The 26184-nt window shown below is 71.0% G+C and carries 22 protein-coding genes and 1 pseudogene; 12 read left to right on the top strand and 11 right to left on the bottom strand.

The window, feature by feature from the left end:
- The first annotated feature begins 21 nt into the window (after positions 1 to 21).
- From BA062_RS10115 to BA062_RS10090, 6 genes are read left to right on the top strand one after another with little or no spacing between them, the layout of a single operon-like run.
- Positions 22 to 1281 (top strand): (Fe-S)-binding protein, encoded by a 1260-nt coding sequence (locus tag BA062_RS10115; protein ID WP_110335801.1) that lies wholly within the window; start codon positions 22 to 24, stop codon positions 1279 to 1281.
- On the top strand, positions 1278 to 2792 hold the full coding sequence (locus tag BA062_RS10110) for an FAD-binding oxidoreductase (protein ID WP_110335800.1): 1515 nt from the start codon (positions 1278 to 1280) through the stop codon (positions 2790 to 2792). Before BA062_RS10115 ends, BA062_RS10110 begins: the two co-directional genes overlap by 4 nt.
- Positions 2789 to 3061 (top strand): hypothetical protein, encoded by a 273-nt coding sequence (locus BA062_RS10105; RefSeq protein WP_110335799.1) that lies wholly within the window; start codon positions 2789 to 2791, stop codon positions 3059 to 3061. Before BA062_RS10110 ends, BA062_RS10105 begins: the two co-directional genes overlap by 4 nt.
- Positions 3058 to 4545, top strand: coding sequence for an APC family permease (locus tag BA062_RS10100; protein WP_110335798.1), 1488 nt, complete (start codon positions 3058 to 3060; stop codon positions 4543 to 4545). Before BA062_RS10105 ends, BA062_RS10100 begins: the two co-directional genes overlap by 4 nt.
- Positions 4542 to 5978 (top strand): gamma-aminobutyraldehyde dehydrogenase, encoded by a 1437-nt coding sequence (locus tag BA062_RS10095; RefSeq protein ID WP_110335797.1) that lies wholly within the window; start codon positions 4542 to 4544, stop codon positions 5976 to 5978. The genes BA062_RS10100 and BA062_RS10095 overlap by 4 nt, the downstream gene beginning before the upstream one ends.
- Positions 5979 to 5999: 21 nt before the next feature.
- On the top strand, positions 6000 to 7061 hold the full coding sequence (locus BA062_RS10090) for an LLM class flavin-dependent oxidoreductase (RefSeq protein WP_110335796.1): 1062 nt from the start codon (positions 6000 to 6002) through the stop codon (positions 7059 to 7061).
- A 68-nt stretch (positions 7062 to 7129) separates the two neighbouring features.
- Here BA062_RS10090 and BA062_RS10085 read toward each other — a convergent pair whose 3' ends face one another.
- The 4 genes from BA062_RS10085 to BA062_RS10070 form a co-directional block, all read right to left on the bottom strand.
- Positions 7130 to 7537 (bottom strand): lipopolysaccharide assembly protein LapA domain-containing protein, encoded by a 408-nt coding sequence (locus BA062_RS10085; RefSeq protein WP_245959756.1) that lies wholly within the window; start codon positions 7535 to 7537, stop codon positions 7130 to 7132.
- Positions 7538 to 7590: 53 nt separating this feature from the next.
- A complete protein-coding gene (locus BA062_RS10080; RefSeq protein WP_110335795.1) occupies positions 7591 to 8865 on the bottom strand; it encodes an SLC13 family permease in 1275 nt (424 codons plus the stop codon).
- 2 nt (positions 8866 to 8867) lie between these two features.
- Complete coding sequence (locus BA062_RS10075; protein ID WP_110335794.1) at positions 8868 to 9986, bottom strand: LLM class flavin-dependent oxidoreductase; 1119 nt, start codon at positions 9984 to 9986, stop codon at positions 8868 to 8870.
- A 133-nt stretch (positions 9987 to 10119) separates the two neighbouring features.
- The gene (locus tag BA062_RS10070; RefSeq protein ID WP_210406812.1) at positions 10120 to 10467 is read right to left on the bottom strand and encodes a winged helix-turn-helix domain-containing protein; all 348 of its coding nucleotides are present in this window, start codon (positions 10465 to 10467) and stop codon (positions 10120 to 10122) included.
- A gap of 121 nt (positions 10468 to 10588) precedes the next feature.
- On the opposite strand from BA062_RS10070, the gene BA062_RS10065 reads away from it, so the two are divergent.
- The gene (locus BA062_RS10065) at positions 10589 to 11812 is read left to right on the top strand and encodes an alpha/beta hydrolase family protein (protein WP_110335792.1); all 1224 of its coding nucleotides are present in this window, start codon (positions 10589 to 10591) and stop codon (positions 11810 to 11812) included.
- Between the two features lie 3 nt (positions 11813 to 11815).
- Here BA062_RS10065 and BA062_RS10060 read toward each other — a convergent pair whose 3' ends face one another.
- Genes BA062_RS10060 through solA form a run of 6 tightly spaced genes read right to left on the bottom strand, consistent with a single transcriptional unit; the run spans position 11816 to position 19798 of the window.
- Positions 11816 to 13306 carry a tripartite tricarboxylate transporter permease gene (locus BA062_RS10060; RefSeq protein ID WP_110335791.1) on the bottom strand — a complete coding sequence of 497 codons (1491 nt, stop codon included), beginning with the start codon at positions 13304 to 13306 and terminating at the stop codon, positions 11816 to 11818.
- 13 nt (positions 13307 to 13319) lie between these two features.
- A complete protein-coding gene (locus tag BA062_RS10055) occupies positions 13320 to 13823 on the bottom strand; it encodes a tripartite tricarboxylate transporter TctB family protein (protein WP_110335790.1) in 504 nt (167 codons plus the stop codon).
- A 35-nt stretch (positions 13824 to 13858) separates the two neighbouring features.
- Positions 13859 to 14842 (bottom strand): tripartite tricarboxylate transporter substrate binding protein, encoded by a 984-nt coding sequence (locus tag BA062_RS10050; protein WP_146240020.1) that lies wholly within the window; start codon positions 14840 to 14842, stop codon positions 13859 to 13861.
- Positions 14843 to 14847: 5 nt separating this feature from the next.
- Positions 14848 to 16584, bottom strand: coding sequence for a hydantoinase B/oxoprolinase family protein (locus tag BA062_RS10045; RefSeq protein WP_110335788.1), 1737 nt, complete (start codon positions 16582 to 16584; stop codon positions 14848 to 14850).
- Positions 16581 to 18638, bottom strand: coding sequence for a hydantoinase/oxoprolinase family protein (locus tag BA062_RS10040; protein ID WP_110335787.1), 2058 nt, complete (start codon positions 18636 to 18638; stop codon positions 16581 to 16583). Before BA062_RS10040 ends, BA062_RS10045 begins: the two co-directional genes overlap by 4 nt.
- Positions 18635 to 19798, bottom strand: a complete 1164-nt coding sequence (solA, locus tag BA062_RS10035) for an N-methyl-L-tryptophan oxidase (RefSeq protein ID WP_110335786.1) — start codon at positions 19796 to 19798, stop codon at positions 18635 to 18637. The genes BA062_RS10040 and solA overlap by 4 nt, the downstream gene beginning before the upstream one ends.
- Before the next feature lie 75 nt (positions 19799 to 19873).
- Between solA and BA062_RS10030 the strand changes: the two genes are divergently transcribed.
- Positions 19874 to 20776, top strand: a complete 903-nt coding sequence (locus BA062_RS10030; RefSeq protein ID WP_110335785.1) for a MurR/RpiR family transcriptional regulator — start codon at positions 19874 to 19876, stop codon at positions 20774 to 20776.
- Between the two features lie 11 nt (positions 20777 to 20787).
- Complete coding sequence (locus tag BA062_RS10025; RefSeq protein ID WP_110335784.1) at positions 20788 to 21888, top strand: NAD(P)/FAD-dependent oxidoreductase; 1101 nt, start codon at positions 20788 to 20790, stop codon at positions 21886 to 21888.
- Positions 21889 to 21895: 7 nt separating this feature from the next.
- Here BA062_RS10025 and BA062_RS10020 read toward each other — a convergent pair whose 3' ends face one another.
- Complete coding sequence (locus BA062_RS10020) at positions 21896 to 22678, bottom strand: transglycosylase SLT domain-containing protein (RefSeq protein ID WP_245959755.1); 783 nt, start codon at positions 22676 to 22678, stop codon at positions 21896 to 21898.
- 360 nt (positions 22679 to 23038) lie between these two features.
- Here BA062_RS10020 and pip point away from each other — a divergent pair, with 360 nt between their 5' ends.
- The 3 genes and pseudogenes from pip (at position 23039) to efeO (ending at position 26128) form a co-directional block, all read left to right on the top strand.
- Positions 23039 to 24007, top strand: a complete 969-nt coding sequence (gene pip, locus BA062_RS10015; protein ID WP_110335783.1) for a prolyl aminopeptidase — start codon at positions 23039 to 23041, stop codon at positions 24005 to 24007.
- Positions 24008 to 24234: 227 nt separating this feature from the next.
- On the top strand, positions 24235 to 25080 hold the full coding sequence (gene efeU, locus BA062_RS10010; RefSeq protein WP_110335782.1) for an iron uptake transporter permease EfeU: 846 nt from the start codon (positions 24235 to 24237) through the stop codon (positions 25078 to 25080).
- Positions 25080 to 26128: pseudogene (gene efeO / locus BA062_RS10005) on the top strand (iron uptake system protein EfeO). Before efeU ends, efeO begins: the two are co-directional and overlap by 1 nt.
- The last annotated feature ends 56 nt before the right edge of the window (positions 26129 to 26184 follow it).

Here is a 26184-nt window from a genome sequence, read left to right as displayed (position 1 = left end):
CGCCGAGTGGAGCCGCAACCGATGACAGACACCGAACCCACCACGTCAGCAGGCGCGGCCGGTGGCAACGGCCACGAGCCCGTGACCATGGAGTTCCTCGCCGACTGGCGCAACGCCGCCTACAACTGCTTCTCCTCCGGCCACAAGTTCTGCCGCGAGGTCTGCCCCGTCATGCAGGTGACCCGCAACGAGTCGTGGACCCCGACCGCCTTCCACGCCAACGTCGTCGCGATGGAGCAGGGCGAGCTGACCGTCGAGGACGTCGCCGAGGACTACGTCAACTGCACCCAGTGCGGCGCGTGTGAGCTGCGCTGCCCCAACACCCTGTTCACCGGGGACTTCTACCGCTTCCGCACCCGCACCGTCGACCTGGTGAAGCAGATGCGCGCGCTCGCCGTCGACAACGGCGTGCACCAGCCCGGCTACCGGCGCTGGAACGAGCTGACCGACGAGCGCACGCACGAGCCCGTGCTCGGCGACGTGCCGGTGAGCCAGGACCGCGTGCGGGACTGGGCCGAGGGACTCGACATCCCCATCGGCGGCGAGACGATCCTGTTCGTCGACTGCGAGGCCGCGTTCTACCGCACCTCGGTGCCGCGCGCGGTCGCGCAACTGCTCCAGCGCGCCGGTTACGAGTTCGGGCTGATGCGCGAGCAGTGGTGCTGCGGCGGGCCCGCCGCGGAGATGGGCTACCGCGACCAGTCGCGGCGCTTCGCCGAGCACAACCTCGCCGACTGGCGCGCCTCCGGCGTCAAGCGCGTGCTCGTGCTCGACCCGCACGACTACATCACCTTCACCGAGGACTACCCGGCCTACTTCGGCGACGACTACGACATCGAGATCGTGCTCGTCGTGGAACTGCTGGCCCAGTTCCTCGCCGAGGGCAGGCTGACGCCGACGGTGCCGATCGAGCGCACGATCACCTACCACGATCCCTGCCGCCTCAACAAACGCAAGGGCATCTGGCAGGAGCCGAGGCAGATCCTGCGCGCCATTCCGGGACTGACCTTCCACGACGTCGACCGGGTGACGCAGTGGTCGTACTGCTCCGGCGGGGGCGGCGGCCTTCCCGTCGAGAAGCCGGAACTGACCGCGCGGATCAGCGCCTCGCGCCTCGACAAGGCCGCCGAGCTCGACGTGGACACGCTCGTGTCGGCGTGCCCGTGGTCGGAGCGGCCGCTGTCGGAGGCGGGCGAGGCGCGCGCGATCGACGTCGTGGACATCCACGAGCTGCTCGCCGAGTCGGTGGGCATCGAGGTGGGCGGGAGCACGGGACGATGACGATCACCGGAACCGCACCGCAGCTGTCCGACCGCGTGCTGGCCGAGCTGACCGACGCGCTCGGCGGCGAGTACGTGCTGACGTCGAAGACCGCGCGCTACAACCGGGCACGCGTGCCCGCGCCGTTCCCGGTGCACCGCTGGCGTGAGCGGGTGCCGGACCTCGTGGTGCTGCCCGGCTCGGCCGAGCAGGTCGCCGAGGTGGTACGCATCGCCAACGCCCACCGCATCCCCATCGTGCCGCGCGACGGCGGCACCGGGCTCACCGACGGTGCGGTGCCCGAACGCCGCGGCATCGTCGTGGACGTCAAGCGGCTCGACGACATCAAGGAGATCGACCTCGACAACCGCACGTGCACGGTCGGCACGGGCATCAACATGCTGAAGCTCAACGAGGTGCTCGGCGCGCACGGCCTGATCTACCCGGACGACCCGGCGTCCTACCCGTGCTCCCTGGTGGGTGGGCGGATCGGCACCAGCGGCTGGTCGCTCGTCGGCTCCCGCTTCGGGCACACCCGGGACCTGGTGCTCAGCTTCGAGCTGGTGCTACCGACCGGAAAGCTCATCCGCGTCGGCGACGGCGGCGGGCGCAAGGTGTCGAAGAGCTCCAGCGGCTACCAGCTCAAGCACCTGTTCATGGGCCACCAGGGCACACTCGGCATCGCCACGGAGGCCACACTGAAGCTCTATCCCAAGCCGGAGGCGGAGTTCTCGCCGTTCTGGGCGTTCCCCGACTTCGACTCGGCCTACCGCTGCGTGGGCGAGCTGGCGAGGGCGGGCGTGGCCACCTTCGCGGGCGCGGTGCTGTTCGACGAGTGGAAGGTGGACTACCTGCGCCGCGACGACGAGGCCTACATCCCGCAGCCCGCCGACGTGCGCGCGCTCGTGTGCGCCGTGGCCTACGGCAACGACGACGAGGTCCGCGCCGGCGGCAGGCGCCTGCTGCGGATCGCCCGTGACGCCGGGGCCCGCTACCTCGGCGACGAGATCTCGCACGGCGACTGGGCCGCGCGGCACGACCGCTACGCGACGCCGCTGCACGGCCGCACGCCCGCCGGGCAGGTGGCGCCGATGAGCTGGCACTGCGAGGACGCGGCGATCAACTACACGAACCTGCCCGCCGTGCGGCGGGAGTGGCACTCCATCGTCGCGCGGCTGCGGGACAAGCACCCCATCTTCGACGACTGGGGCATGTTCTTCTACACCAGCGCCGACACGGGCGTCGACTACCTCACCGAGATCGACGTCGGCATCTGGGAGCAGGAGCTGGACGACGCAGCGTGGGCGGCGTGGGTGGACGCCAAACGCGACATCGCCGCCGTGGCGCTGAACCACGGCGGCTCCATCAGCGCGTGCCACGGTTCCTGCCGTGAAGGCGAGGTCGACCTCGTGCCGCTGGAGCTCGGCGGCGGCTACGACGTGATGCTGCAGGTCAAGAGGGCCCTGGACCCCAACAACATCATGAACCCCGGGAAGTACGGGCTCCAGCGTGCCTACGAGGAGGCACCATGAGTGCCTACCGTTTCGAGGAGCAGCACACGCCGCCTCCAGCCCGGCAGGTCACCGACGTGGCGGTGGAGCGCTTCGAGCACATCTTCGAGGTGGACCCGAAGCTGATGACGGTCCACGTGGCCCAGCAGCTGTTCCCCAACTGGGACACGCTGCGCATCGCCGCGAGCAGGGGCGACCACCTCGAGTGGATGCACCGGCACTGGGCGGCCGAGGCGGTCTCCGGGCAGAAGCTGCTCGACGAGCTCGACGCCGGGGACGGTGACCGATGACGACCACCGGATCCGGGGCCGACGTCTCCAGCGACGCCCAGCAGCTCGCCGCGCTGGGCTACACCTCGGAGTTCCGCAGGGACATGAGCCTGTGGGCGAACTTCTCGCTCGGGTTCACCTACCTCTCCCCCGTCGTCGGCATCTACACGCTGTTCGCGGTGTCGCTCGCGGTCGGCGGACCGCCGATGATCTGGAGCCTGCTCATCGTCGGGCTCGGACAGCTGCTGGTGGCGCTGGTCTTCGGCGAGGTCGTCTCCCAGTACCCGATCGCGGGCGGGATCTACCCGTGGGCGCGGCGGTTGTGGGGGCCGAAGTGGGCGTGGCTCACCGGCTGGGTGTACGCGATCGCGCTGCTGGTCACCATCGCGAGCGTCGTCTACGGCGCCGGCCCGTACCTCGCCTCGCTGCTCGACCTCACGGTGTCCACCAACACCACGATCGTCTGCGCGCTGGCGATGATCGTGCTGGCGACGGCGATCAACCTGGGCGGCACGAAGGTCCTCGGCATCGCCGCGCTGATCGGGTTCACCACCGAGATCATCGGCGCGCTCGTGGTGGGCGGCTGGCTGCTGATCTCCGAGCGGCACCACGGGCTCGGGGTGCTGTTCGACAGCTTCGGCGCCGAGGCGGGCGGCTCGTACCTCGCGGCGTTCCTCGCGGCGAGCCTGATCGGCATCTTCCAGTACTACGGCTTCGAGGCCTGTGGTGACGTCGCCGAGGAGGTGCCTGACGCGAGCAGGCGCATCCCCAAGGCGATGCGGATGACGATCTACGTCGGCGGCGCAGCGGCCACGTTCGTGTGCCTGGCGCTGGTGCTCGCCGTGCCCGACTTCGGCGCGGTGATCTCCGGGGAGAACGCCGACCCGGTGTCCGGCGTGCTGGCGACGGCGTTCGGCGACTGGGGCGCCAAGGTGGTGCTGGCGGTCGTGCTCGTGTCCTTCCTGTCCTGTGCCCTGAGCCTGCAGGCCGCGGCGAGCAGGCTGATGTACTCCTACGCGAGGGACCGGATGCTGCCCGGCAGCGGCGTGCTCGCCCGGTTCTCCCGCGCCCGCGGGGTGCCGCCCTACACACTGCTGGTGGCCGCCGTGGTGCCTGCCGTGGTGGTGCTCGTCTCTCGCTTCTCGGAGGACGCGATCACCAAGATCGTCTCCTTCGCGGTGCTCGGCATCTACCTCGGCTTCCAGCTGGTCGTGCTCGCCGCGCTGCGGGCAAGGCTGAAGGGCTGGCGCCCCTCCGGCAGCTTCACGCTGGGCCGGTGGGGGCTGCCCGTCAACGTCGCGGCGCTGCTCTACGGCGTCGCGGCCATCGTGAACATGGTGTGGCCGCGCACGCCGGACGCGCCCTGGTACGACGACTACCTGGTGCTGCTCTCCGGGGTCGTCGTGGTGGGCGCGGGCCTGCTGCTCCTCGTGCTGCTGCGGCCGTACCGGCACAGCGACGCGATCGCCGGTGACGCGATCGCGAACTCCAGGGAGGGCACATGACGAGCACAGCCGTGCGCACGGTACGGAACTTCGTCGGCGGCGAGTACACCGACGCGCTCAGCGGCCGGACCGCCGAACTGGTCGACCCCGCCACCGGCGACGTCTTCGCGACGGCGCCGGTGTCCGGGCAGGAGGACGTGGACCGGGCGCTGACCGTGGCGCGCGACGCGTTCGCCACGTGGCGTGACTCCACGCCCGCGGAGCGGCAGCTCGCACTGTCGCGCCTCGCCGACCGGATCGAGGAACGCGCCGACGAGCTGCTGGCGCTGGAGTGCGAGAACACCGGCAAGCCGGTGGAGCTGACGCGGCAGGAGGAGCTGCCGATGCTGCTCGACCAGCTGCGGTTCTTCGCCGGCGCGGCACGGGTACTGGAGGGCAAGTCGGCGGGCGAGTACCTGCGCGGGCACACGTCGTGGATCCGCCGTGAGCCGGTGGGCGTGTGCGCGCAGGTGACGCCGTGGAACTACCCGGCCCTGATGGCGCTGTGGAAGTTCGCGCCCGCGCTGGCGGCCGGCAACGCCGTGGTGCTCAAGCCGTCCGACACCACGCCGGTCAGCACGGTCTTCCTGGCCGAGCTGGCCGCGGAGTTCCTGCCGCCGGGCGTGTTCAACGTGATCTGCGGCGACCGCGAGACCGGTGCCGGGCTGGTGTCGCACCCGATCCCGGCGATGGCGTCGATCACGGGCAGCGTGCGCGCGGGGCGGGAGGTGGCGGCCGCGGCGGCGGCCGACCTCAAGCGGGTGCACCTGGAGCTGGGTGGCAAGGCGCCGGTGATCGTGTTCGACGACGCCGACATCGCCGCGACCGCGGAGGCCGTGGCCGCGGCGGGCTACTTCAACGCGGGCGAGGACTGCACCGCGGCGAGCCGGGTGCTGGCCGGGCCGAGGGTGCACGACGACCTGGTGGCCGCGCTGGCGGAGCAGGCGGCGGGCACCCGCACCGGCACGGAGTCCGATGTGGACTACGGGCCGCTCAACAACGCCGATCAGCTGGCGAAGGTGAGCGGGTTCGTCGACCGGCTGCCCGACCACGCGAACCTCGCCCACGGCGGGGAGCGGGTGGGTGAGCGCGGGTTCTTCTACGCGCCCACCGTGGTCGCGGGGCTGCGCCAGGACGACGAGGTGGTGCAACAGGAGGTGTTCGGTCCGGTGATCAGCGTGCAGCGGTTCACCGACGAGGACGAGGCACTGCGGTGGGCCAACGGCGTCGAGTACGGGCTCGCGTCGTCGGTGTGGACCCGCGACCACGGCAGGGCGATGCGGATGTCGAAGGGGCTCGACTTCGGCTGTGTCTGGATCAACACGCACATCCCGCTGGTCGCGGAGATGCCACACGGCGGGTTCAAGCACTCGGGGTACGGCAAGGACCTGTCCATGTACGGCCTCGAGGACTACACGAGGGTCAAGCACGTGATGTCCAATGTAGACGTCTAACGTCCGCGAAGGTGGGAGACCATGCGATTCAGCTACGTGATGCTGCCCGACTATCCCCTCGACGACACGATCGAGTCCATCAAGCTGGCCGACGAGCTCGGGTTCTACGCCTGCTACGCCGCGGACGAGACCTGGCACAAGGACCTGTGGCTGTTGTTCGCGGCGGCGGCCGACAAGACGAAGAACATCCGGTTCGGGCCGAGCCTCTCGGCGGTGACGCTGCGGGAACCGTCGCTGATCGCGCAGGCCACGGCCACGCTCGACGAACTGACCGGGGGACGCGCCGAGTGCGTGCTCGGCTCGGGCAACTTCGGCCTGCTCGCGCAGTACGGCATCGACTGGGTCAAGACGAAGCCGCTGACCAGGATGAAGGAGGCCCACCACGTCGTCCGCACGCTGCTCGACGAGGGCGCGATCACCTACGACGGCGAGTTCTACTCCTACAGCGGGCTGTTCACCTTCGCCCGGCCGGTGCAGGAGCGGGTGCCGGTGAAGCTCGGCGCGATGCGCGGGCCGAAGTCGTTCCAGACGGCGGGCGAGCTCTCCGACGGCGTCCACCACGCCCTGAGCTACACCAGGCGCGCGTACGAGTACATGGTGGACAACGTCCGGATCGGAGCCGAGCGGGCCGGCCGCGACGCCGCCTCGCTGGACCTGGGCGCGTGGATCGTGTTCGCCACGGGCCCCGACTCGCGGGCGGCCAAGGACGCGGCGCGCGCGATGGTGGGCCTGTACGCGTCGTCGATGCCGGTCGAGCAGCTCGAGCGCAACGACGTCGACCCGGCCGAGCTGACCGACATCATCGCCGCGGTCGGCGAGGGCAGGGTGGACCGCGCGTTCGAGCTGACCTCGCCGGAGCTGGCCGACCGGCTCTCGGTGGCGGGCACGCCCGAGGAGTGCGCCGAGAAGATCAAGTCCCAGATCACGTCGGCGGGTGTCAACCACCTGATCCTCGCGATCACCGACGCCGCGCTGGTGAAGGCGTTCTCGGGCCTGGAGCTGCCTGGCGTGGCGACGATGCGCGAACAGCTGCGCCTCGTTCACGACGAGATCATGCCCGCCTTCGCCGGCCAGCCCGCCTGACGGCATCGTGCCCCCAAGGCCACCTTTGTTGCGTTGAACGCAACAAAGGTGGCCTTGGGGGCAGTCGGTCAGGCTTGGTGGCGGCCGCCGTTGGCCTTGCGGAAGCGGTGCCGCAGCTGGAGGATCCTGGCCGCGCCCAGGAGGGCGACGAGCAGGGCGCCGCCGACCGCGGCCAGCAGCACCCCCACGCCCACCGGGAGCGAGCCGGACATCCACAGGAAGTTCACGGTCGCCGAATCCTGGTTCTGCAGGATGAAGATCAGCAGCAGGATCAGCACCAGGACGCCGACGATCGCGGCGACCCACGCGGCGCTGATCCGGGTGCGCTTGACCACCCGTTCCGGCTGGGCCCGTGCCCCCGTCGGCGGCGCCACTCCCCCGCCCTGCGCGTCGGGCGAGGGCCCTCCCGGTACGTCGACATTGCCCTGGTTGGCCGGCGGCTCGTCCTCGCGGCCGGCGCCCGCTGAGGTGCTCACCCCTCCATCATCGCTCCGAACAGGGCCGACCGCACCCCGTCACGCGAGGGGCGTCAGAAGACCACGAAGATCAGCCAGCTGAGCCCAGGCGCCAGCGCGATCACCGGGACCGCCCACGACAGCAGCTTGCGGAAGAACAGCCGCGAGTCCATCGACTGCTGGTTGGCCACGAGCAGCGCGCCGTTGGTGGACAGCGGGCTGACGTCGACCACGCTGGAGGCGATGCCGATCGCGCTGATCGTGCCGAGCAGCGGCAGTGCGCCGTCGTCGAGCAACGGCACGGTCAGCGGGATGGACGCGCCGAGCACGCCCGCGGTGGAGGCGAACGCCGAGATGACGCCACCGATGTAGGCGGCCGCCAGTGCGGTGAGCAGCGGGCTCCCGCCGCCGGAGATCGCATCCCGCAGGTAGTCGATCGTGCCGATCTCGTCGAGCACGCCGACATAGGTGATCACCCCGCACACGAGCAGCACGGCCGACCACGGGATGCGGCCGATGGCCTCGGCGTAGTCCTTCGGCGCCAGCAGCGTCAGCACGAGACCGATGCTGAGCGCCGTGAACCCGACGTCCAGGCCGAACACGGTGCCCGCGACCACGAGCCCCGCCAGCCCCACCAGCGTGAGCACCTGGTGCACGGTGAACCGGGTCCGCGTCGTGGTGACGGTCGTCGTGGCGACCCCGCCACCGCCGCTCGCCGGTTCCGGCCCGGGTTCGTCCCGCCTGCGCTCGCGCACCAGCCGCACGCCGCCGAAGACGCAGAACACGAGGACACCCAGCGCGGCGTTGAACAGGAAGCTGTTGACGAACAACCACGGCTGCTGGTCGGGCAGCCCCTCCCCCACGAGCAGCTGCCCGGTGATGGCTCCGAACGGGCTCAGTGGCGAGAACGAACCCGCCGTCGCGCCCTGCACCACCATGAGACCGGTGAGCAGCGGGCTGATGCGGTACTGCTGAGCGAACCGCATCGCGATGGGTGCCACGATCGCCACGGCCGCCGCACTCAGCGCACCGACGGCGGCGACGAACGCCGTGAGGACGAACAGCAGCCACGGCACCAGCGCGACGCGGCCGCGCACGAGCCGCACGCCGCCGTCGACGATGCGCTCCAGCGTCCCGTTGGTCTGCGCGATCCCGAAGAGGTAGGTCACGCCGACGAGCAGCACCAGCAGGTCGGCCGGGAAGCCGCCCAGCATGCCGTCGATGTCGAGGCCGCCGAACCCGACGCCGACGACGAACGCGGCGACCAGCGCCAGGATGCCGAGGTTCACCGGCACGAACGACGCCAGCACGAACATCGCCAGCAGTACCGCCAGCGACAGGATCTGCACGGTCAACGCGTGGCCTCCTCCGGTGCGAGCAGGCCGCGGCGGCGCAGCTCGGGCCGCAGGCCCTCGCCCACCCAGTACGCCTCCTCGAGGTGCGGGTAGCCGGACAGGACGAACTCCTCGATCCCGGCCGCGTGGTACTCCTCCACGAGGTCGGCGACCTCGGTGTGGCTGCCGACGAACGCGGTGCCCGCGCCGCCGCGCAGCAGGCCGACCCCGGCCCACAGGCCCGGGTGCACCTCCAGTTCCCGCACGTCGCCCGTCTTCACACCGCTGTGCAGGCGGTTCATGGCCTGCTGCCCGGCGGACTCCAGTCCGGCCATGCGCTTCTGGGACGCGGCGACGTCGGCAGGGTCCATCTCGTCGAGGAACCGCTGGGCGGTGCCCCACGCGTCCGCGCTCGCGTCGCGCGTGATGACGTGGGCGCGGACGCCGAACCGCAGTGTCCGCCCCTCCTCCTCGGCGAGTTCGCGCAGCCGCGCGACCTTGGCCCCCACCGCCGCCGGGGGCTCGCCCCACGTGAGGTGGACGTCCGCGCGGCGGGCCGCGACGGGCAGTGCCGCCTCGGACGAGCCGCCGAAGTACAGCGGCGGCACCGGGTCGGGAAGGTCGAAGGCGCGCGCGTCGCGTACCTGGTAGTGCTTGCCGTCGAAGTCCACCGGCTCTCCCGACCAGATCGCGCGCAGCAGGCGGAGGAACTCGTCGGTGCGCTCGTAGCGCTGGTCGTGGTCGAGCCAGTCGCCGAACCGCCGCTGTTCCACCGAGTCGCCGCCGGTCACGACGTTGAGCAGCAGCCTGCCGCCCGAGATCTTCTGGTAGGTCACCGCGAGCTGGGCCGCCAGCGTGGGAGTGAGGGTGCCGGGGCGGAAGGCGACGAGGAACTTGATGCGGCTCGTGCGGGTCAGCAGCGCAGCCGTGCTCAGCCACGCGTCCTGGCACCACGTGCCGGTGGGCGTCAGCATGCCGGTGAAGCCGAGGTGCTCCGCGGCCTGCGCGACCTGGGCCAGGTACTCGATCTCCGGCTCGCGCGGAGTGTTCGCGCCGCTCGCCGTGACGTGCGGACGGTCCACGATCGACCTGCCGTCACCGTGGCTGGGCAGGAACCAGTGCAGCGTCACGCTCATCGGGAGGAATTCCTTTCGGGCTGGTTTCGGTCGCCGAACGTATCAGTTCCACCCGTTCGCGCGAACGTTTCGCCGGGAAGAAAGAAATTCGTCACAGCACACCGAGCACCGCGGATTAATTTCGTTCTGTAAATTACGAATCCGGCGCCAGCCGGACCAAGGTGGCACCGTCGAACCGGTACCCCACCCCGCGCACCGTGGTGATCAACGGCAGGTCGTCACCGAGCTTCGCGCGCAGCTTCCGGATGTGGACGTCGAGCGTGCGGCTGCGGTGTCCGCTCGCCCTCGCGATGCCCCACACGCGGTCGAGCAGGGCCACGCGGTGACACACCCTGCCCGCATTCCGGAAAAGGTGCAGCAGCAGGTCGTATTCGAGCCGGGTCAGCGGCACCGGAACACCGGCGGCGAACACGATCCGCGCACCGGCGTCGATCACGATGGGGGCAGCGGTCTCTCTCGTTGGCGCGGTCGGCTGAGTCACGATTTCCAGCACAGCAAAAGCGCGATTTCCCGGCAATGGTGTTCGCATCGTGGGCATTGTTGACTCGGCACGAAAAATGTCTCGGAGTGACGATCAAGGCGGCGCGCGCGACTTTCCCGGTATGGCGGCGCGCAACAAGGTACTGACGACGGGGTTCTTCCGCGACCGGTCTCTCGACTTCCGGACCAGGGTCGTGCTCGGCGCCGCCGTGCACGGGGCGAGCGAACCGGGCGCCGTGCTGGCGACGGTCGGCCGCGTTGGCGGCCACCACGCGTGGTATCGCGAGTGGTGCGCGACCGCCGAGGCCACCGAGCGGGCCGCGATCGGCGCACGTGAGGCCGGGCACCTCGTCAGCGCCCGCGGCGCGTTCCTGCGCGCGGCGACCTACTGGGCGTGCGCACTCGGCGGCGTCGACGCCTTCCGTGAGAAGCACACCGAGGAGATCCTGCTGCCGACGTTTCGCAGGCACCGCGCGTGCTGGGACGCGTTCGTCGACTGCTCCGGCGGGGCGCACCAGCGCGTGAGCGTGCCGTACGAGGACACGACTCTGCCCGGGTACCTGCTGCGGCCGGACGACTCGGGCAGGCCGCGGCCCACGCTCGTGGTGACCAACGGCAGCGACGGCGCGCTCAGCGACCTGTGGAGCGGCGCCGGGGTCGCGGCGGCGCTGGAGCGGGACTGGAACGCGTTCGTCTACGACGGCCCCGGCCAGCAGTCGATGCTGTTCGAGCACGGCATCGGGTTCCGTGCCGACTGGGAGGCCGTGCTCACGCCCGTGCTCGACACGCTGCTCACCAGAGCGGACGTCGACGCCGATCGGCTGACCGGGTATGGGCTGAGCCAGGGCGGCTTCTGGCTGCCGCGCGCACTGGCCTTCGAGCACCGGCTGCGCGCGGCCGTGGTCGATCCCGGCGTGGTGGACATGTCGGCGCCGTGGACGAGGCAGCTCGGCGCCCGCCTCGCCGCGCAGCTCGACAACGGCGACCGCACGGGATTCGAGCGGGGAATGCGGCTGGCGACCCGGATCCCGGCGCTGCGCCGCACCCTGGCCTTCCGGGCCAGGCCGTACCGGCACGACAACTGGTTCGACCTGTACACCACCGTGCGCACCTACCGCCTGCTCGCGGCCGACGGCGCGCGGGTCCGGACACCGTTGCTGATCGCCGATCCGGAGGGCGAGGAGTTCTGGCCGGGCCAGTCGCGTCACCTCGCGGGGCTCGTCCGCGAGGCGCACCTGAGCGCGTTCACCGCCGCCGAGGGCGCCGACCGGCACTGCGAGCCCCTCGGCAGGCTGGTCGTCGAGCAGCGGGTGTTCGACTGGCTCGACGACCGCCTCGCCGCCTGAGGCTCACGCGTTGGCGTCCACCTTCTCCACGCCCTTGCGGTGCAGCCGGTAGGCCACCCAGACCGACACCAGCGCCGCCGCGGCGAAGCACAGGAAGATCGGGCTCTCCACCAGCGACATCGGGGAGATCGCGACGGTCTGGCGCAGCGAGAGCTCCAGCATCGGGCCGAGGATGAAGCCCATCACGAACGGCGCCACCGGCAGCCCGCGCTTGCCCATCGCCCAGCCCGCGACCCCGGCGACGAGGCACACCACGATGTCGAACACGCTGTTGCGCGCGGTGTAGGCGCCGACGCCGCAGCACACCAGGATCACCGGCCCGAGCACGCCGTACGGCACGCGGGCGATCTTCGCCCACACCCCGGCCAGCGGCAGGTTGAGCACGAGCAGGATCACGTTGGCCACGAAGAAGCTCGCGATGACGGCGGCGGTGATGTCGGCGTCGGAGGTGAACATCGTGGGGCCCGGCACCACGCCGTAGACCATGAGCGCCGCCATGATCAGCGCCATCGTCGGCCCCGTCGGGATGCCGAGGCTGAACAGCGGCACGAACCCGCTCATCGCCGTGGCGTTGTTGGCGGCCTCGGGGCCACCGATCCCCTCGACGGCACCCTGGCCGAAGCGCGAGTTGCCCTTCCGCTCCGCGCGGCGGCGTTCACTGGCGTAGCTGAGGAACGTGGTGGTGGACGGCAGCATGCCGGGGATGAGCCCCAGCAGGAAGCCCGTCACCGTGCCCCGGCCCGCGGCACCGGCGCTGCGGCGGAACTCGTCACGCGTGGGCAGGAACCCGCCCACCTTCGCGGCCTGCGCGACGGGCGTGCCGCGTTCGAGCGTGCGCAGCACCTCGGCGACGCCGAACAGGCCGATCATCACCGGCACGATGTCGAGTCCCTGCATCAGCTCCAGCGAACCGAACGTCATGCGCTGCTGGCTGCTGGTGAGGTCGAGGCCCACCGACGCGAGCAGCATCCCGGCGACGGCCATCCCGATGCCGCGCACGACGGAGCCCGACGACAGGCCTGCGATCGCGGTGAGGCTGAACAGCACGAGCCCCAGCATCTCCGGCGGGCCGAACTCCAGCGCGAACCCGGCGAGATGCGGCCCGATTAGCCACACGCCGATCGTGCCGACGATCCCGGCCACGAACGACGCCCCGGCGGCGATCGCGAGCGCGGTGCCCGCCCGGCCGCGCCTCGTCATCGGGTAGCCCTCCAGCGCGGCGGGCAGCGACGACACCTCGCCCGGGATCTTCAGCAGGATCGCGCTGGTCGATCCTCCGTACATGGCGCCGTAGTAGATCGCGGCGAGCACCACGATGGCCGCGGCCGGGCCGAGGTAGGCGGTGAGCGGGAACAGGATCGCGATCGCCGACACCGGGCCGAGGCCTGGCAGCACCCCGACCATCGTCCCGGCGAGACAGCCGAGGAAGGCCAGCAGCAGCACCTGCGGCTGGAACACCTCGGCGAAACCGGCGAGCAGTTCGGACAGTCCCATCTGGCAGCCTCCCTCAGAACCTGAGGATTCCGGCGGGAAGGACCACTCCCGACAGTTCGAACAGAGCGACGAAGACGGCGTTGATCGCGATCGTGTACACAGTGGACCGAACCCAGCCGTAGCCGGAGATCACGCGCAGGAACACGAACACGACGGCGACACCGGCGAGCACGTAACCGAGCGTGCCGAGCAGCGCGGCGTAGGCGGCCACGAGTGCCAGGCAGACGAGCAGGTCGCGGCGGCGGGACGGGGACGCGGCGGGTTCGTCGTCGGCGGAGTCCCCGGTGCCTTCGGTGACCGAGGGGCGTTCGGCGAAGGCGCTCGTGAGGGCGAGCACGACGCCGAGCACGAGGACGTACCAGCCCGCCATGCCGGCCTGCGCGGCGGGATCCACGGTGAGCAGCAGGCGCAGACCCTCCTCGATGGACAGTCCGGCGAGCAGCAGGAGAACGAGCATCGGGGCGTAGGCGCCCAGTGTGCGAGCCCTGGAGGAGCTGCGCGGGGTGGTCGTGGCCATGTGGCCTCCTGGGGAGCGGTGGAGGAAAGGTGGGGTCAGCCCGCGACGCCGATCTGCTCCGACAGCGTGGCGAAGCGGTGTTTCTCGCGGTCGATGTCGGCGCGCAGGTCCTCGCCGGTGAGCACGGCGGGGGATAGCCCCACGGCGTCGAGCGCCTCGACGACGGTCTCGTCCTCGGCGATGGCCGCGACGGCGTCGGCGAGTTTCGTGGTGAGGTCTCCGGGCAGACCCGGCGGCGCGGACACGCCGACCCAGTACCGCATGTCGAGCCCGGGGTGGCCGAGCTCGGCGGCGGTGGGCACGCCCTCGAGCTTGGTGACCGGCTTGTCGCCGGTGAGGGCGATCGGCCGCAGCTTGCCCGTCTTGCTGAGGCTGAACGCGGAGCTCGCGCCACCGGCGCCGAAGTCGATGTCGCCCGCGGCGACGGCGCGCATCACCTCGCCGGAGCTGCGGAACGGCACGCGCTGCACGCGCGCGGCGTCGATCCCGTTCTCGGCGAGGAACTGCAGCGTCGCGTAGTCGCTGGTGCTGCTGCCGCCGATCCAGCCTACGGTGAAGTGGTCCGGGTCCCGCTTGGCGGTCTCGACCACGTCGTCGTAGTCGCGGTAGGACGACTCGCCGCCGACGACGTAGACGTGCGGGCCCTCGGCGAACTTGGCGACGAACGTGCGGTCGGCCCAGTCGTAGGGCACGTACGGCAGCAGGCCCTGGATGGAGCTGGACCCCGCGCCGTCGGCGAGCAGGGTGTAGCCGTCGGGCTCGGCCGAACGCACCGAGCTGACGCCGATGATCTGGTCGGCGCCCGGCTTGTTGATCACGTTGACCGGCACGCCCAGCTCGTCCGACAATGCCTCGGCTCCCGCCCGCGCGGCGATGTCGGTGGAGCCGCCCGCGGCGAAGGGCACCACGTAGTCGATCGACCGGCTCGGGTAGCTCGCCGCGGTCTCCGCCGCGGCGGCACACGAGGTGAGCAGCGCGGCGGTGCAGACGGCCGCCGCCACCCGCACGAACGAGCGCATCGACGTCACCCCTCCCGCCGGTCGCCGCGGACGCGGGCGGTGGCCCCGGCGTCGACGGCACCGTGCTCGCTGAGCACCACGCCGTAGTCCCGCAGTGCGCTCTGCGCGCTCACCCTTCCCTGCGCGACGTCGCGGGCGACCAGGTCGGCCGGGCGCGTGAACGGGTCGCCGTAGCCACCGGAGCCGGGGCTCTCGATGCGCACGACGTCGCCGTGGTCGAGGGTGATGCCGGAGACCCGGCCGCCGGGCAGCGTGCGTTCGGCTTCGGTGCCGGGGCGGAGGATGAACTTCCCGGTGGTGCCGTCCTTGCCGCCTTCGAGCCCGAGGGGAGGGAACGTCTGCCGGTCGGCGTGCGCCGAGAAGTCGGCCTGCCCGGACAGGACCCGGATGTCGCGCCGCACGCCGAGCCCACCTCGATGCCGGCCCGCTCCCCCCGAGTCGGTGATCAGCTCGTAGGTGTCGACCCGCAGCGGGTACTCCAGCTCCAGTGCCTCGATCGGCAGATTCGACGAGTTGGTGACGTGCACCTGCACGGCGTCGAGGCCGTCGCGGTCCGAGCGCGCGCCCGCCCCGCCCGCGATCACCTCGGGGTAGACGAAGAACTCCTCGTCGGGTCCGGCGAACGTGACGTAGGTGATGGAGCTGTGGGAGCCGGCGGGGACGCGGCCGGGCACCGCCTTGGCGAGCGCGCCCAGCAGCACGTCGGCGACCCGCTGGCACGCGTCGGTGCGTGCCGCCACGGCGGCGGGCGGGCGGGGGTTGACGATGCTGCCGAGCGGGGCGTCGATACGCACGGCGTCGAAGAACCCGCCGTTGGCCGGGATGTCGGGGTCCAGCGCGGCCTTCAGCGCGTAGTAGACGGTGGCCTCCAGCGCGGAGCGGACCACGTTGATCGCCACGTCGGCCTGCCGTCCGGTGCCCGCGAAGTCGATGGAGATGTCCTCGCCCGCCACGGTGATGGCGGTCCGGATGCGGATGGGCTCCTGGCCGGGGCTGTCGCTGTCGAGCCAGTCCTCGGCCGTGTAGGTGCCGTCCGGGATCGCGGCGACGGCCACCTCGAGCCTGCGCCTGGCGTAGGCGAGCAGCTGCGCGCACGCCACGTCGATCACGGCGCTGCCGTACTTCCCGTGCAGCTCGGCGAAGCGGCTGCCGCCCGTGTGCACGGCGGCGAGCTGGGCCAGCAGGTCACCCCTGCGCTCCTCGGGCAGCCGGGAGTTGAGGGTGACGAACGCCAGCACCTCCTCGTTCACCGCGCCGTCGATCATGAAGCGCACCATCGGGATGCGCAGGCCCTCCTGGAAGATGCTCGTGGAGTCACCGGAGTTGCTGCCCGGCACGTGCCCGCCCACGTCCGAGTGGTGCGCGATGTTGGCGCTGAACCCGACGAGCCCGCCCTCGTGGAACACGGGCGCCGCCATCGTGATGTCGGGCAGGTGCGTGCCGCCGCCGGTGTAGGGGTCGTTGGTGATGTAGACGTCGCCGGGACGCAACTGCGAGGCGCCCTTCTCGTCGAGCAGCGCCTGCACCAGGCCCTGCATCGAGCCCATGTGGATGGGAATGTGCTCGGCCTGCGCGACGAGCCTGCCCTGGGCGTCGAACAGCGCCGTGGAGCAGTCGACGCGTTCCTTGATGTTGGTGGAGTAGCTCGCGCGGCGCAGCACGGCGCCCATCTCCTCGGCGACCGACAGCATCGCGTTGCCGATCACCTGCACGCTCACCTGGTCCACAACGATCTCCGTCATTCCGCGACCACCTCGATCAGCAGGTTTCCGAACTCGTCCACAGTGGACGACCACCCCGGGGGCACGACGGTGGTCGAGTCGAGTTGTTCCACGATCACCGGCCCGGCGAACGTGTTGCCGGACTTGAGCTTCGCCCGGTCGAACACCGGCGTCGGCAACGCACCGTGCTCCTCGCCGAAGTCCACGTCACGGGTGCCGAGCAACGCGTCCTGCTCCGGCGTCGCGGTGCCCGCCGCGACGCGGGGCATCTCCGGCTTGGCGACCTCACCGTGCGCGATGGCCCGCAGGTTCACCAACTGCACGGGCGAGTCCGGGTGCGCGAAGCCGTAGGCCTTCTCGTGCTGCGCGTGGAAGTCCGCGACCACCGATGCGAGCGAGGATTCGTCGAGCCCCGCCGGGGGCAGCGGGATGCGCAGCTCGAAGTTCTGCCTCGGGTACCGCGCGTCGGCGAGGATCGTGACCTCGTGCCGCTGCGCGATGCGCGCCTCCTCGGCCAGCCATGCGCTGCCTTCGGCGACCAGCGCGGCGACCGCCTCGTTGAGCGCGGGCAGCGTGTCCGGTTCGGCCCGGCGAAGGAAGGAGCTGGTGAACTCGCTGCGCACGTCGCTCACCAGCAGGCCGAGCGCACAGAGCGTGCCGGGATGCGGCGGGACGAGCAGCCGCGTCATGCCGACTTCCGCCGCGACCTCGGCGGCGTGCAGCGGACCCGCTCCGCCGTAGGCCATCAGCACGTACTCGCGCGGGTCCTCCCCCGCCTCCACCGACACCTGCCGCACGGCGCGGGCCATGTGGGAGTTCGCGAGCCTGCCGATTCCGCGGGCGGCCTCGACGACGCTCGTGCCGAGCCCCTCGGCGACGGTGGCGACGGCGCGTTCGGCGGCGGCGCCGTCGATCGGCATCGCCCCGCCCAGTGCGCTTTCCGGGTTCTGCCTGCCCCGGACTACGTTGGCGTCGGTGGTGGTCGGCCGCGTGCCGCCGTGGCCGTATGCCGCCGGACCGGGGCGGGCGCCCGCGCTCTCCGGGCCGACGCGCAGCCCGCCCGCGCCGTCGACGGAGGCGATGCTGCCGCCGCCCGCGCCGATCGTGTGCACGTCCACCGAAGGCACGCGGATCGGGTAGCCGCCGAGGCCACGCTCGTTGGCCGAGGCGGGCCGCCCGTCCCTGATCAGGCACACGTCGGTGGAGGTGCCGCCCATGTCGAACGTGATCAGGTCGCCGATCCCGGCCAGTCCCGCGAGGTAGCTGGCGCCGACCACGCCGGCGCTGGGTCCCGAGAGCAGCGTCGTCACCGGCCGCTCGGCCACCGCGTCGGTGGAGGCGAGCCCGCCGTTGGACTGGATCACGCGCGGCCCCACGGGCAGGCCGGCCTCGGCCACGCGCTCGCCGAGGCGGCGGATGTAGCGGGAGACGACCGGTCCGATGAAGGAGTTGATCACGGCCGTGGAGAACCGTTCGTACTCGCGGAACTCCGGCGCGACGCGGCTGGAGCGCGACACGAACACGTCAGGAAGACGCAGCGCGAGCGCCTCCTCGACGCGGATCTCGTGCGCCGCGTCGCGATAGCTGTGCAGGAAGCAGATCGCGACCGACTCGGCCCCACACTCCTCCAGCTCGGCGGCGACCCGCTCGATCTCGGCGCCGGTCAGCTCGGTGACGACCTCGCCGGACGCGGCGAGCCGTTCGGCGACGCCGAACGTCAGCTCGCGCGGCACGAGCACGCGCGGCTTGTCCGCGAACAGGTCGTACAGGTGTGGCCTGCGCTGACGCGCGATCTCCAGCACGTCCGGCACGCCACCGGTGACGAGCAGCGCCGTGGTGGCGCCCTTGAGCTCCAGCAGCGCGTTGGTCGCGACGGTGGTGCCGTGGCCGAGGTAGGTCACGTCGTCCGCCTCGCGCCCGGCGTCGCCGAGCACGTGCCGGATGCCGTCGGCGACGGCGATCGACTGATCGTGGCCGGTGGAGGGGAGCTTGAAGATGTGGAACCGGCCGCTGCCGGTGTCCAGCGCGGTCACGTCGGTGAACGTGCCGCCGACGTCGACTCCGATACGGATCATGCGGTCTCCTGGGAGGTCCTGGCCAGATCGAGCCGGGCGGGAAGCGGGTCGTCGCCGAGGCCGAGCAGTGCGTCGACCGCGAGCGAGGCGAGCACGGGCGAGAGCTTGAATCCGTGCCCCGAGAAGCCGCTCATCGACACGACACGCTCGAAGCCGGGCGGGCTGCCGATGAGCCCGTGGTTGTCCGGGGTGTAGCCCTCGATGAACGCGGCGGCGCCCTCGGCACTGGGTTCCAGTCCGGTGAACAGGCCGCCGATGGCCGTCTCGACCCGCCGGGTGTAGCCGGCGGGCACGGCTCTGTCGAATGTGGACAGGTCGGGCACGGTCTCCTTGGGGATGTGGAGGTTGACCTTGACGAGTCCGTCGCCGTCGGGCGGGAAGAACGAGAGCTCGGCCTCCGGTCCGCTGCGCCGGATGCCGACGGGGAAGCGCTCGGGGGCGAACGCGGCGGGGTCGGTGGCGCGGAACCAGTGCAGCACCACCCTGCGCACCTCGTACCGTCCCCGCACGCCCGGGAGCAGCTCGGCGGTCCACGGCCCTCCGCACACGAGCACGCGGCTCGCGGTGAGCACGCCGCCGGTGGTGTGCACCCGGACGTGGTCGCCCGCCTCGTCGATGCCGGTGCAGCGCACACCGGTGCGCACGTCGGCGCCGAGGTCGCGCGCAAGACCCGCGGCGGCGCGGATCGCGGTGGAGGGGAACAGCAGCCCGCCCTGCGGGTCGAACACGCCCACGTCGTCGTCACGCAGGATGTGCTGCGGGTAGCGGGCGGCGAGCTGGTCGTGGTCGAGCCGCTGGTGCGGCAGGCCGAACTGCTCGGCACTGCGCAGCACCTCGGCGACGTCGGGGTGCTCGGGGGCGCCGATGCTGAGCGCGCCGGTGGGCAGCATGATCCGCTGCCCGGTCGCCTCGGCCAGTTCGGCCCAGGCTCGCGCGGCGCGCCGCAGCAGCGGCACGTACCAGGCGCCCTCCTTGTAGGCGACGCGGAAGATCCGGGTCCGCCCGCCCGCGGCGCCGTGCTCGTGTCCCAGCTGCGCGTGCTGTTCGAGCCCGATCACCCTGAGCCCGTCCCGGGCGAGGCGCCACAGCGCCATGCTGCCCATCGTGCCGACGCCGATCACGACGACGTCGGCGTCGGAACCGGAACCCCGGTCGGACATGGTTACCTCCACGATGTACGGGCTCGGCGACGCGAGCTAATGTAAGCTTCACGACAGGAAGGGGTCAATGTCGTAATGAAAACTACAAGTAACGACTCGCGAGACGCGCCGCTGCACGAGCGCGTGGCGGCGCTGGCCGGCGGCATGTCAGCCAGCGAGCGCATGGTCGCCGAGTTCATGGCCGACCACCCCGAGGTCGTCGTGTCCTGCTCGGCCAGCGAGCTCGGCGCCCGTACCGGCACCAGCGACGCGACGGTGGTGCGTGCGGCGAAGGCCCTTGGCTACCAAGGATTCCGTGAGCTGAAGCGGAGCATGCTCGACGTGCTGACCCGCCAGCGTGACCTCGCGGCCACCATGGACGACCGGCTCGCCAGGGTGTCCACTGCGGACAACCAGGTCGCCCGCGTCCTCGACGACACCATCGCACTGCTCGGCCAGCTGCGCCGGGGACTGGACACCGAGTCGTGGCAGCGGGCCGTCGACGCGCTCATCGCCGCGCCCGGCGTGCTGACCTACGGCATCGGGCCCGCCGCCAGCCTCGCCGACTACCTGTGCCTTTCACTCACCCGCATCGGCGTGCGCGCACGCGGCGGGGGCGTCACGGGTTTCCGGCTCGCCGACGAGCTGCTGACGCTGCGCGACGACGAAGTGGTGGTCGTGTTCGCCCCCATCCGGCAGTTCCGGGAGATCTCGGTGATCGTCGAACACGCGAACACGGTGGGCGCGAAGGTCGTCGTGGTCACCGAGAGCCTCGGCCTAGCGCTGGCGCCGAAGGTGCACGCGGTGCTCTCCACCCCGCAGTCGACGACGACGGCCGCGAGCGAGGTGACCGCGGGGCTCGTGTTGGCGCACGCGCTCACGCTCAGCGTCGCCGCCGCCACCCACGACACCGCGGTGGACGCACTGCGCCTGATCAACCGGCTCCGGGCCAACGTCGTCGGTGCCGAACTGGACGTCTCTCCCCTGCCCACCGACTAGAAGGGAACCCCGTGCGCGTCATCGTTCTCGGTCTCGGCGTCGTCGGAGCGGCCGTGGCCGCCAACCTGGCGCGGCGTGGTCATGCGGTCACCGTGCTCGACGCCGCCGGGGCGCCCGCGCGGGGCACGTCGTCGACGACTTTCGGCTGGGTCAACGGCAACAACAAGCAACCGCCGCACTACCAGCGGCTCAACGCCGACGCGCTGCGCGAGCACGTGCGGATCGGCGGCGAGGACGCGGGCTGGCTCGTGCGTACCGGCCATCTGGAGTACGCGACCGACGACGACCACCGCAGCCGCCTCACGGCGCGCGTCGAACGCCTCCGCGACGCCGGTTACCCCGCGGAATTCCTCGGCCGGGAACAGGCGGCGCGACTGGAGCCGGACCTGCGCGTCGCGCCGGACGCGCTCATCGGCTGGTTTCCCGGGGAGGCGCACTGCTTTCCCGAGTTGTTCGTCGCCGCGATGCTCGGCTCCGCGCCGGTCACCGTGGAGACCGGTCACAAGGTGACCGCGGTGACCGGCGACGGAACCGTGCACCTGGCCGACGGCTCGAGGCGGACCGCCGACCAGGTGGTGACCTGCCTTGGCAGGCACACCGGCTCCCTGCATCCCGAAGTGCGCATGGTGGAGCCGGAGAAGGGGAACGCGGTGATGGGCTTTCTCGGCCGGACCGCACCGGTTCCGGTGCGGCTCTCGCGCGTGGTCACCACCGCGTCGGTGAACCTGCGGCCCGCGGGCGGGGGGTCGCTGCTGGCGCAGACGCTCGACCAGGACGTGCACGCCGATCCGGACGGCCCGGCCCCTGAGCACGTCACCGAGACGATGCGGGACCGGATCGCCGGACGCGTGGGCGTTCCGGTGCGGATCGACGCGATGCTCGTGGGTCAGCGCTCGCTGCCCGTGGACGGACTGCCCGTGGTGGGCCCGGTCGCCCCGCGCGGCTACGTCGTGGCCAGCCACAGCGCCGTCACGCTCGCGCCGTTGCTCGGTGAGCTGGTGGCGCGTGAGCTGACCGGCGAGGAACAGGAGCGCCTCGCGCCCTATCGCCCGGGCCGCTTCGCCGGGGAGTTCGCGACGGTGCGTCCGGCACGACTCCCCGGCGAACAGTGACCGCGGATCAGTAGCCCTGGTAGCCGCCGCCCCCGGCCATCGAGGCGAGTCCGGGGTGCTCGGCGAAGCTGCCGTAGCGGGCCAGGGTGTAGCGCACGCCGGCGATGATGTTGGACACCGGGTCGTAGATGTCGTTGTAACCCGGCAGCTTGTACGCATCGAACGTCGGGTCGATCGTCTGCATCAGACCCTTCGACGGAATGCCCTTCGCGGCGTTGCTGTCCCACAGGTTGATGGCCCGCGGGTTCCCGCTGGACTCCTTCTCGATGACGGTGCGGATCTCATCGCTGTCCGATGTGGACACCGGGACACCCTTCTTCTGCATGATGTCGATCGCGTTCGCGATCCACCGCTCGACCGGGTCCTTGGGCGGGGCGGGCGGAGCGGGCTTCTTGGCGACCTTGGCAGGCGCGGGCTTCTGCTGCGCCGGCTTGGTCTCCTTGGCCGCCTTGGTCTCCTTGGCAGCCTTGGCCTCCTTGCGCGCCTTTTCGTTGCCGTCGGCACGCTCGGCGGCCGGCTTCGCCTTGTCCTGCTTGGAGTCCTTCTTCTCGGTCTCCGCGGGCCGCTGCTGCTGGTGCGCCTCGGACTTCGCGGCCGCCGGTGCGGGGTCGCCGGCGTCCGCGAGGGCACCCGTTCCGGCCACGCCGCCGATCGCGGCGGCAAGCAGGCCCATCGCGGCGTAACCGCGCACCCTGTTGCGCGCGGGGCCGTCGATCGGATCGGGATTTCGGGTCGGGGCAATCTGCGCGACGTATTCCTTGGCACGCCGCGCCAGTGTGTTCCAAGCCACTGACGTGGTCTCCTTCGGGGTGGGGGATCGTCGCTCAGTCGGGGGCCTGAACGACGGGGCCGCGCGCGACTGTCCGCTGAGGACAGAGGGGATCTCGGCGCGACGCCTCCGCGAGATTACGAAACGGAAACAGCGAAATCACTAACGCGTGTCGGGAAACACAGATCAACAATGTTTTACGGAGCAACCTCGACGAGAGATGCAATTGAAAATGCTATGTGTTCAATTGCCCACAAAACGTGTTCGACTGCATGTAATGCGTCGTTCCCCTGAGCGAAATACGGCATCAGCCCTGGACAGCGGCCGCAACAGCGCTAATATAACAGCACTGTTGTAACTCGCCAGAAGGGAACCGTGCCCGTGACCGACCCGCTGTACCCCGCGTTCGAGCCCTACGCCGAGGGCAAGCTCGACGTCGGTGACGGCAACCACATCCACTGGGAGACATCGGGCAACCCCGATGGCAAACCCGCGGTGTTCGTCCACGGCGGACCCGGCTGGGGAACGAACCCGGAGCGCCGCCGCTACTTCGACCCCGCCCGCTACCGGCTGATCTGCTTCGACCAGCGCGGCTGCGGCCGCAGCACCCCGCACGCGAGCGACCCGGCCACCGACCTGAGCCACAACACCACGGAACACTTGCTCGGCGACCTGGAGCGGTTGCGCGAGCACCTCGGAGTCGATCGCTGGCTGCTGTTCGGCGGCTCGTGGGGCTCGACGCTGCAGCTCGCCTACGCCCAGCGACACCCCCACCGGGTCACCGAGATCGTCATCGCCGGCGTCACCACCACCAGCCGCCGTGAGCTCGACTGGCTCTACCACGGCGCGGGCCGGTTCCTCCCCGCCGAATGGGAACGGTTCCGCGACGCCGTGCCGGAGGCCGACCGCGACGGCGACCTGCTCGCCGCCTACGCACGCCTCCTGGAGGACCCGGACCCGGACGTGCGGATCAGGGCCACCGACGCGTGGTGCGCCTGGGAGGACGCGCTGCTGGACACCGAGCCGAACGGCACACCTGGCGCGTTTCGTAGCCGACCGCTGCGCGACCGGCTCGCCGTCGTCCGGCTCTGCGCGCACTACTTCTCCCACGGAGCGTGGCTCGAGGAGGGCGCGCTGTTGCGGAACGCGGGGCGACTGGCCGGCATCCCCGGCGTGCTGATCCACGGCAAGCTCGATCTGAGCTGCCCGCTCGACACGGCGTGGCTGCTCGAGCGCGCCTGGCCGGACGCGGAGCTCGCCGTCATCGACGACGCCGGACACACGGGCAGTGACGCCATGCGCACGCGCATCAGGCAGGCACTCGACGCGTTCGCCCAGCTCAGCGCGTGACGGCGCCTACCCTTGCCAGAACATGGAGGATCCTCGCCAGCAAAACGCAAAGTTCGTTATCGAACCGTCATACAGGCCCTGAGCTGCGGTAAGGCTAACCTGCCCCGCACGCTTGCGCGCCTTTGTCCGTATACACGACGAGTCGATCTTCGACGGCGCTGGACTTCTAGGTGAGCCTTACCTAAAACCCTTCTCGGCACATCCGGACGGCCGAGGAGGGCTGAGCGATGCTGTTCTCGAGTGCGCTGATCGGGCTCAGGGAAGGCCTCGAGGCCGCCCTCGTGGTGAGCATCCTCGTCGCCTTCCTGGTCAAGACCCAGCGGACGCACGCGCTGCGGTGGGTGTGGACCGGCGTCGGCACGGCGGTCGCGATCTCCATCGCGGTCGGCGCGATCCTCACGTTCACCACCGCACAGCTGTCGTTCGAGGCGCAGGAGCTGCTCGGCGGCGTGCTGTCGATCATCGCGGTCGCCTTCGTCACCGGAATGATCTTCTGGATGCGCAAGGCGTCGCGGACGATCGCGGCCGAGCTGCGCGGGAAGCTGGACGAGGCGCTGCGGCTGGGCCCACTCGCCGTGTTCGTGCTCTCGTTCCTCGCGGTCGGCCGCGAAGGGCTGGAGACGGCCGTGTTCTTCTATGCCGCCGTGCAGTCCGCACAGGGCGGGACGGCACAGCCACTGATCGGCTTCGGGATCGGCCTCGTCGTCGCCGTCGCACTCGCCTACCTGCTCTACCGCGGCGCGGTGCGGTTCGACCTCGGCCGCTTCTTCACCATCACCGGGGTGCTGCTGGTGTTCGTCGCCGCGGGCGTGCTCGGCTACGGCCTGCACGACCTGCAGGAGGCCCGGTTCCTGCCCGGCCTCGACGTACTCGCGTTCGACGCGTCCGGCGTGCTGCCGGAGGACAGCTGGTACGGCGCCCTGCTCAAGGGCATCTTCAACTACTCCCAACAGACCACCGTCGTGCAGGCGGTGGCGTGGGTGGCCTACGTCGCCATCGTGCTGCCGCTGTTCCTGCGGCCGGTCAGAAGCAAGGCGCGCCGCGAGAACGTCGGCGCGGACGTCAAGGAGTGATCGTGTCCGCCAAATCCCTCGCCGTCCTCACCGGGGCCGGTCTTCTCGTCGTACTCACCGCATGTGGTGGCGGGGAGGACGACGCCGGGTCCGGCGGCGCCATCGCCGTCACCGCCACGGACACGGCGTGCGAGGTCGCGACCACGTCCGCGAACGCTGGAAAGATCACCTTCGAGGTCACCAACAAGGGCTCGAAGGTCACCGAGTTCTACCTCTACGCCAAGGGCGACCGGATCATGGGCGAGGTCGAGAACATCGCGCCCGGCCTCACGCGCAGGCTGATCGTCGACGTCCGGGAGGCGGGCAGCTACCAGACCGCGTGCAAGCCGGGCATGCGCGGCAAGGGCATCCGCGGCGAGTTCACCGTCACCGGCAGTGCCGGTGCGCAGCGGGACGAGGGCGGTGCGCTGGCCGCGGCCGTCCGCGAGTACCGCGGTTACGTCAACGACGAGGTCGAGCAGCTCGTGCCGAGGACCGAGCAGTTCGTCGCGGCCGTCAAGGCGGGCCAGGTGCAGCGCGCGAAGGACCTCTTCCCAGTCGCCCGCACCCACTAGGAGCGTGTCGAGCCGGTCGCGGAGAGCTTCAGTGACCTCGACCCGAAGATCGACGGCCGGGAGGACGTGATCGAGGAGGGCATGGAGTTCACGGGGTTCCACCGGCTCGAGAAGGACCTGTGGGTCACCGGCCTCCGCCCCGACTCGGACGCGATCGCCGACCGGCTGCTCACGAGCTGGCGACCGGCAAGATCACCGGCGAGGAGGACGGCTACTCGCACACCGACCTGTGGGACTTCCGGGCCAATGTGGACGGTTCGAGGGCGGCGATCGACGCGCTGCGTCCCGCCGTCGAGCAGCGCGACGCGACACTGCTGTCCACTCTGGACGCCAAGTTCGGCGAGCTGGACACGCTGCTCGACCGGCACCGCTCCGGTGACGGTTTCGTGCTCTACACCGACCTCCCGAAGCAGCAGGTGCGCGAGCTCGCCGCCGCCGTCGACGCGCTCGGCGAGCCCGTGAGCAAGGTCGCCGAGGTGGTGAGCCGCCCGTGACGGGACTGTCCCGGCGGCGTGTGCTGGGCATGACCGGCGCCGGCGTGGCCATCGCC

It is taken from the genome of Prauserella flavalba (assembly GCF_003202235.1).
In the GTDB taxonomy this organism is placed as follows: Bacteria; Actinomycetota; Actinomycetes; order Mycobacteriales; family Pseudonocardiaceae; genus Prauserella_A; species Prauserella_A flavalba.
The sequence above is the reverse complement of the archived record's forward strand: the minus strand, read 5'-3'. Positions and strand labels throughout refer to the sequence as shown.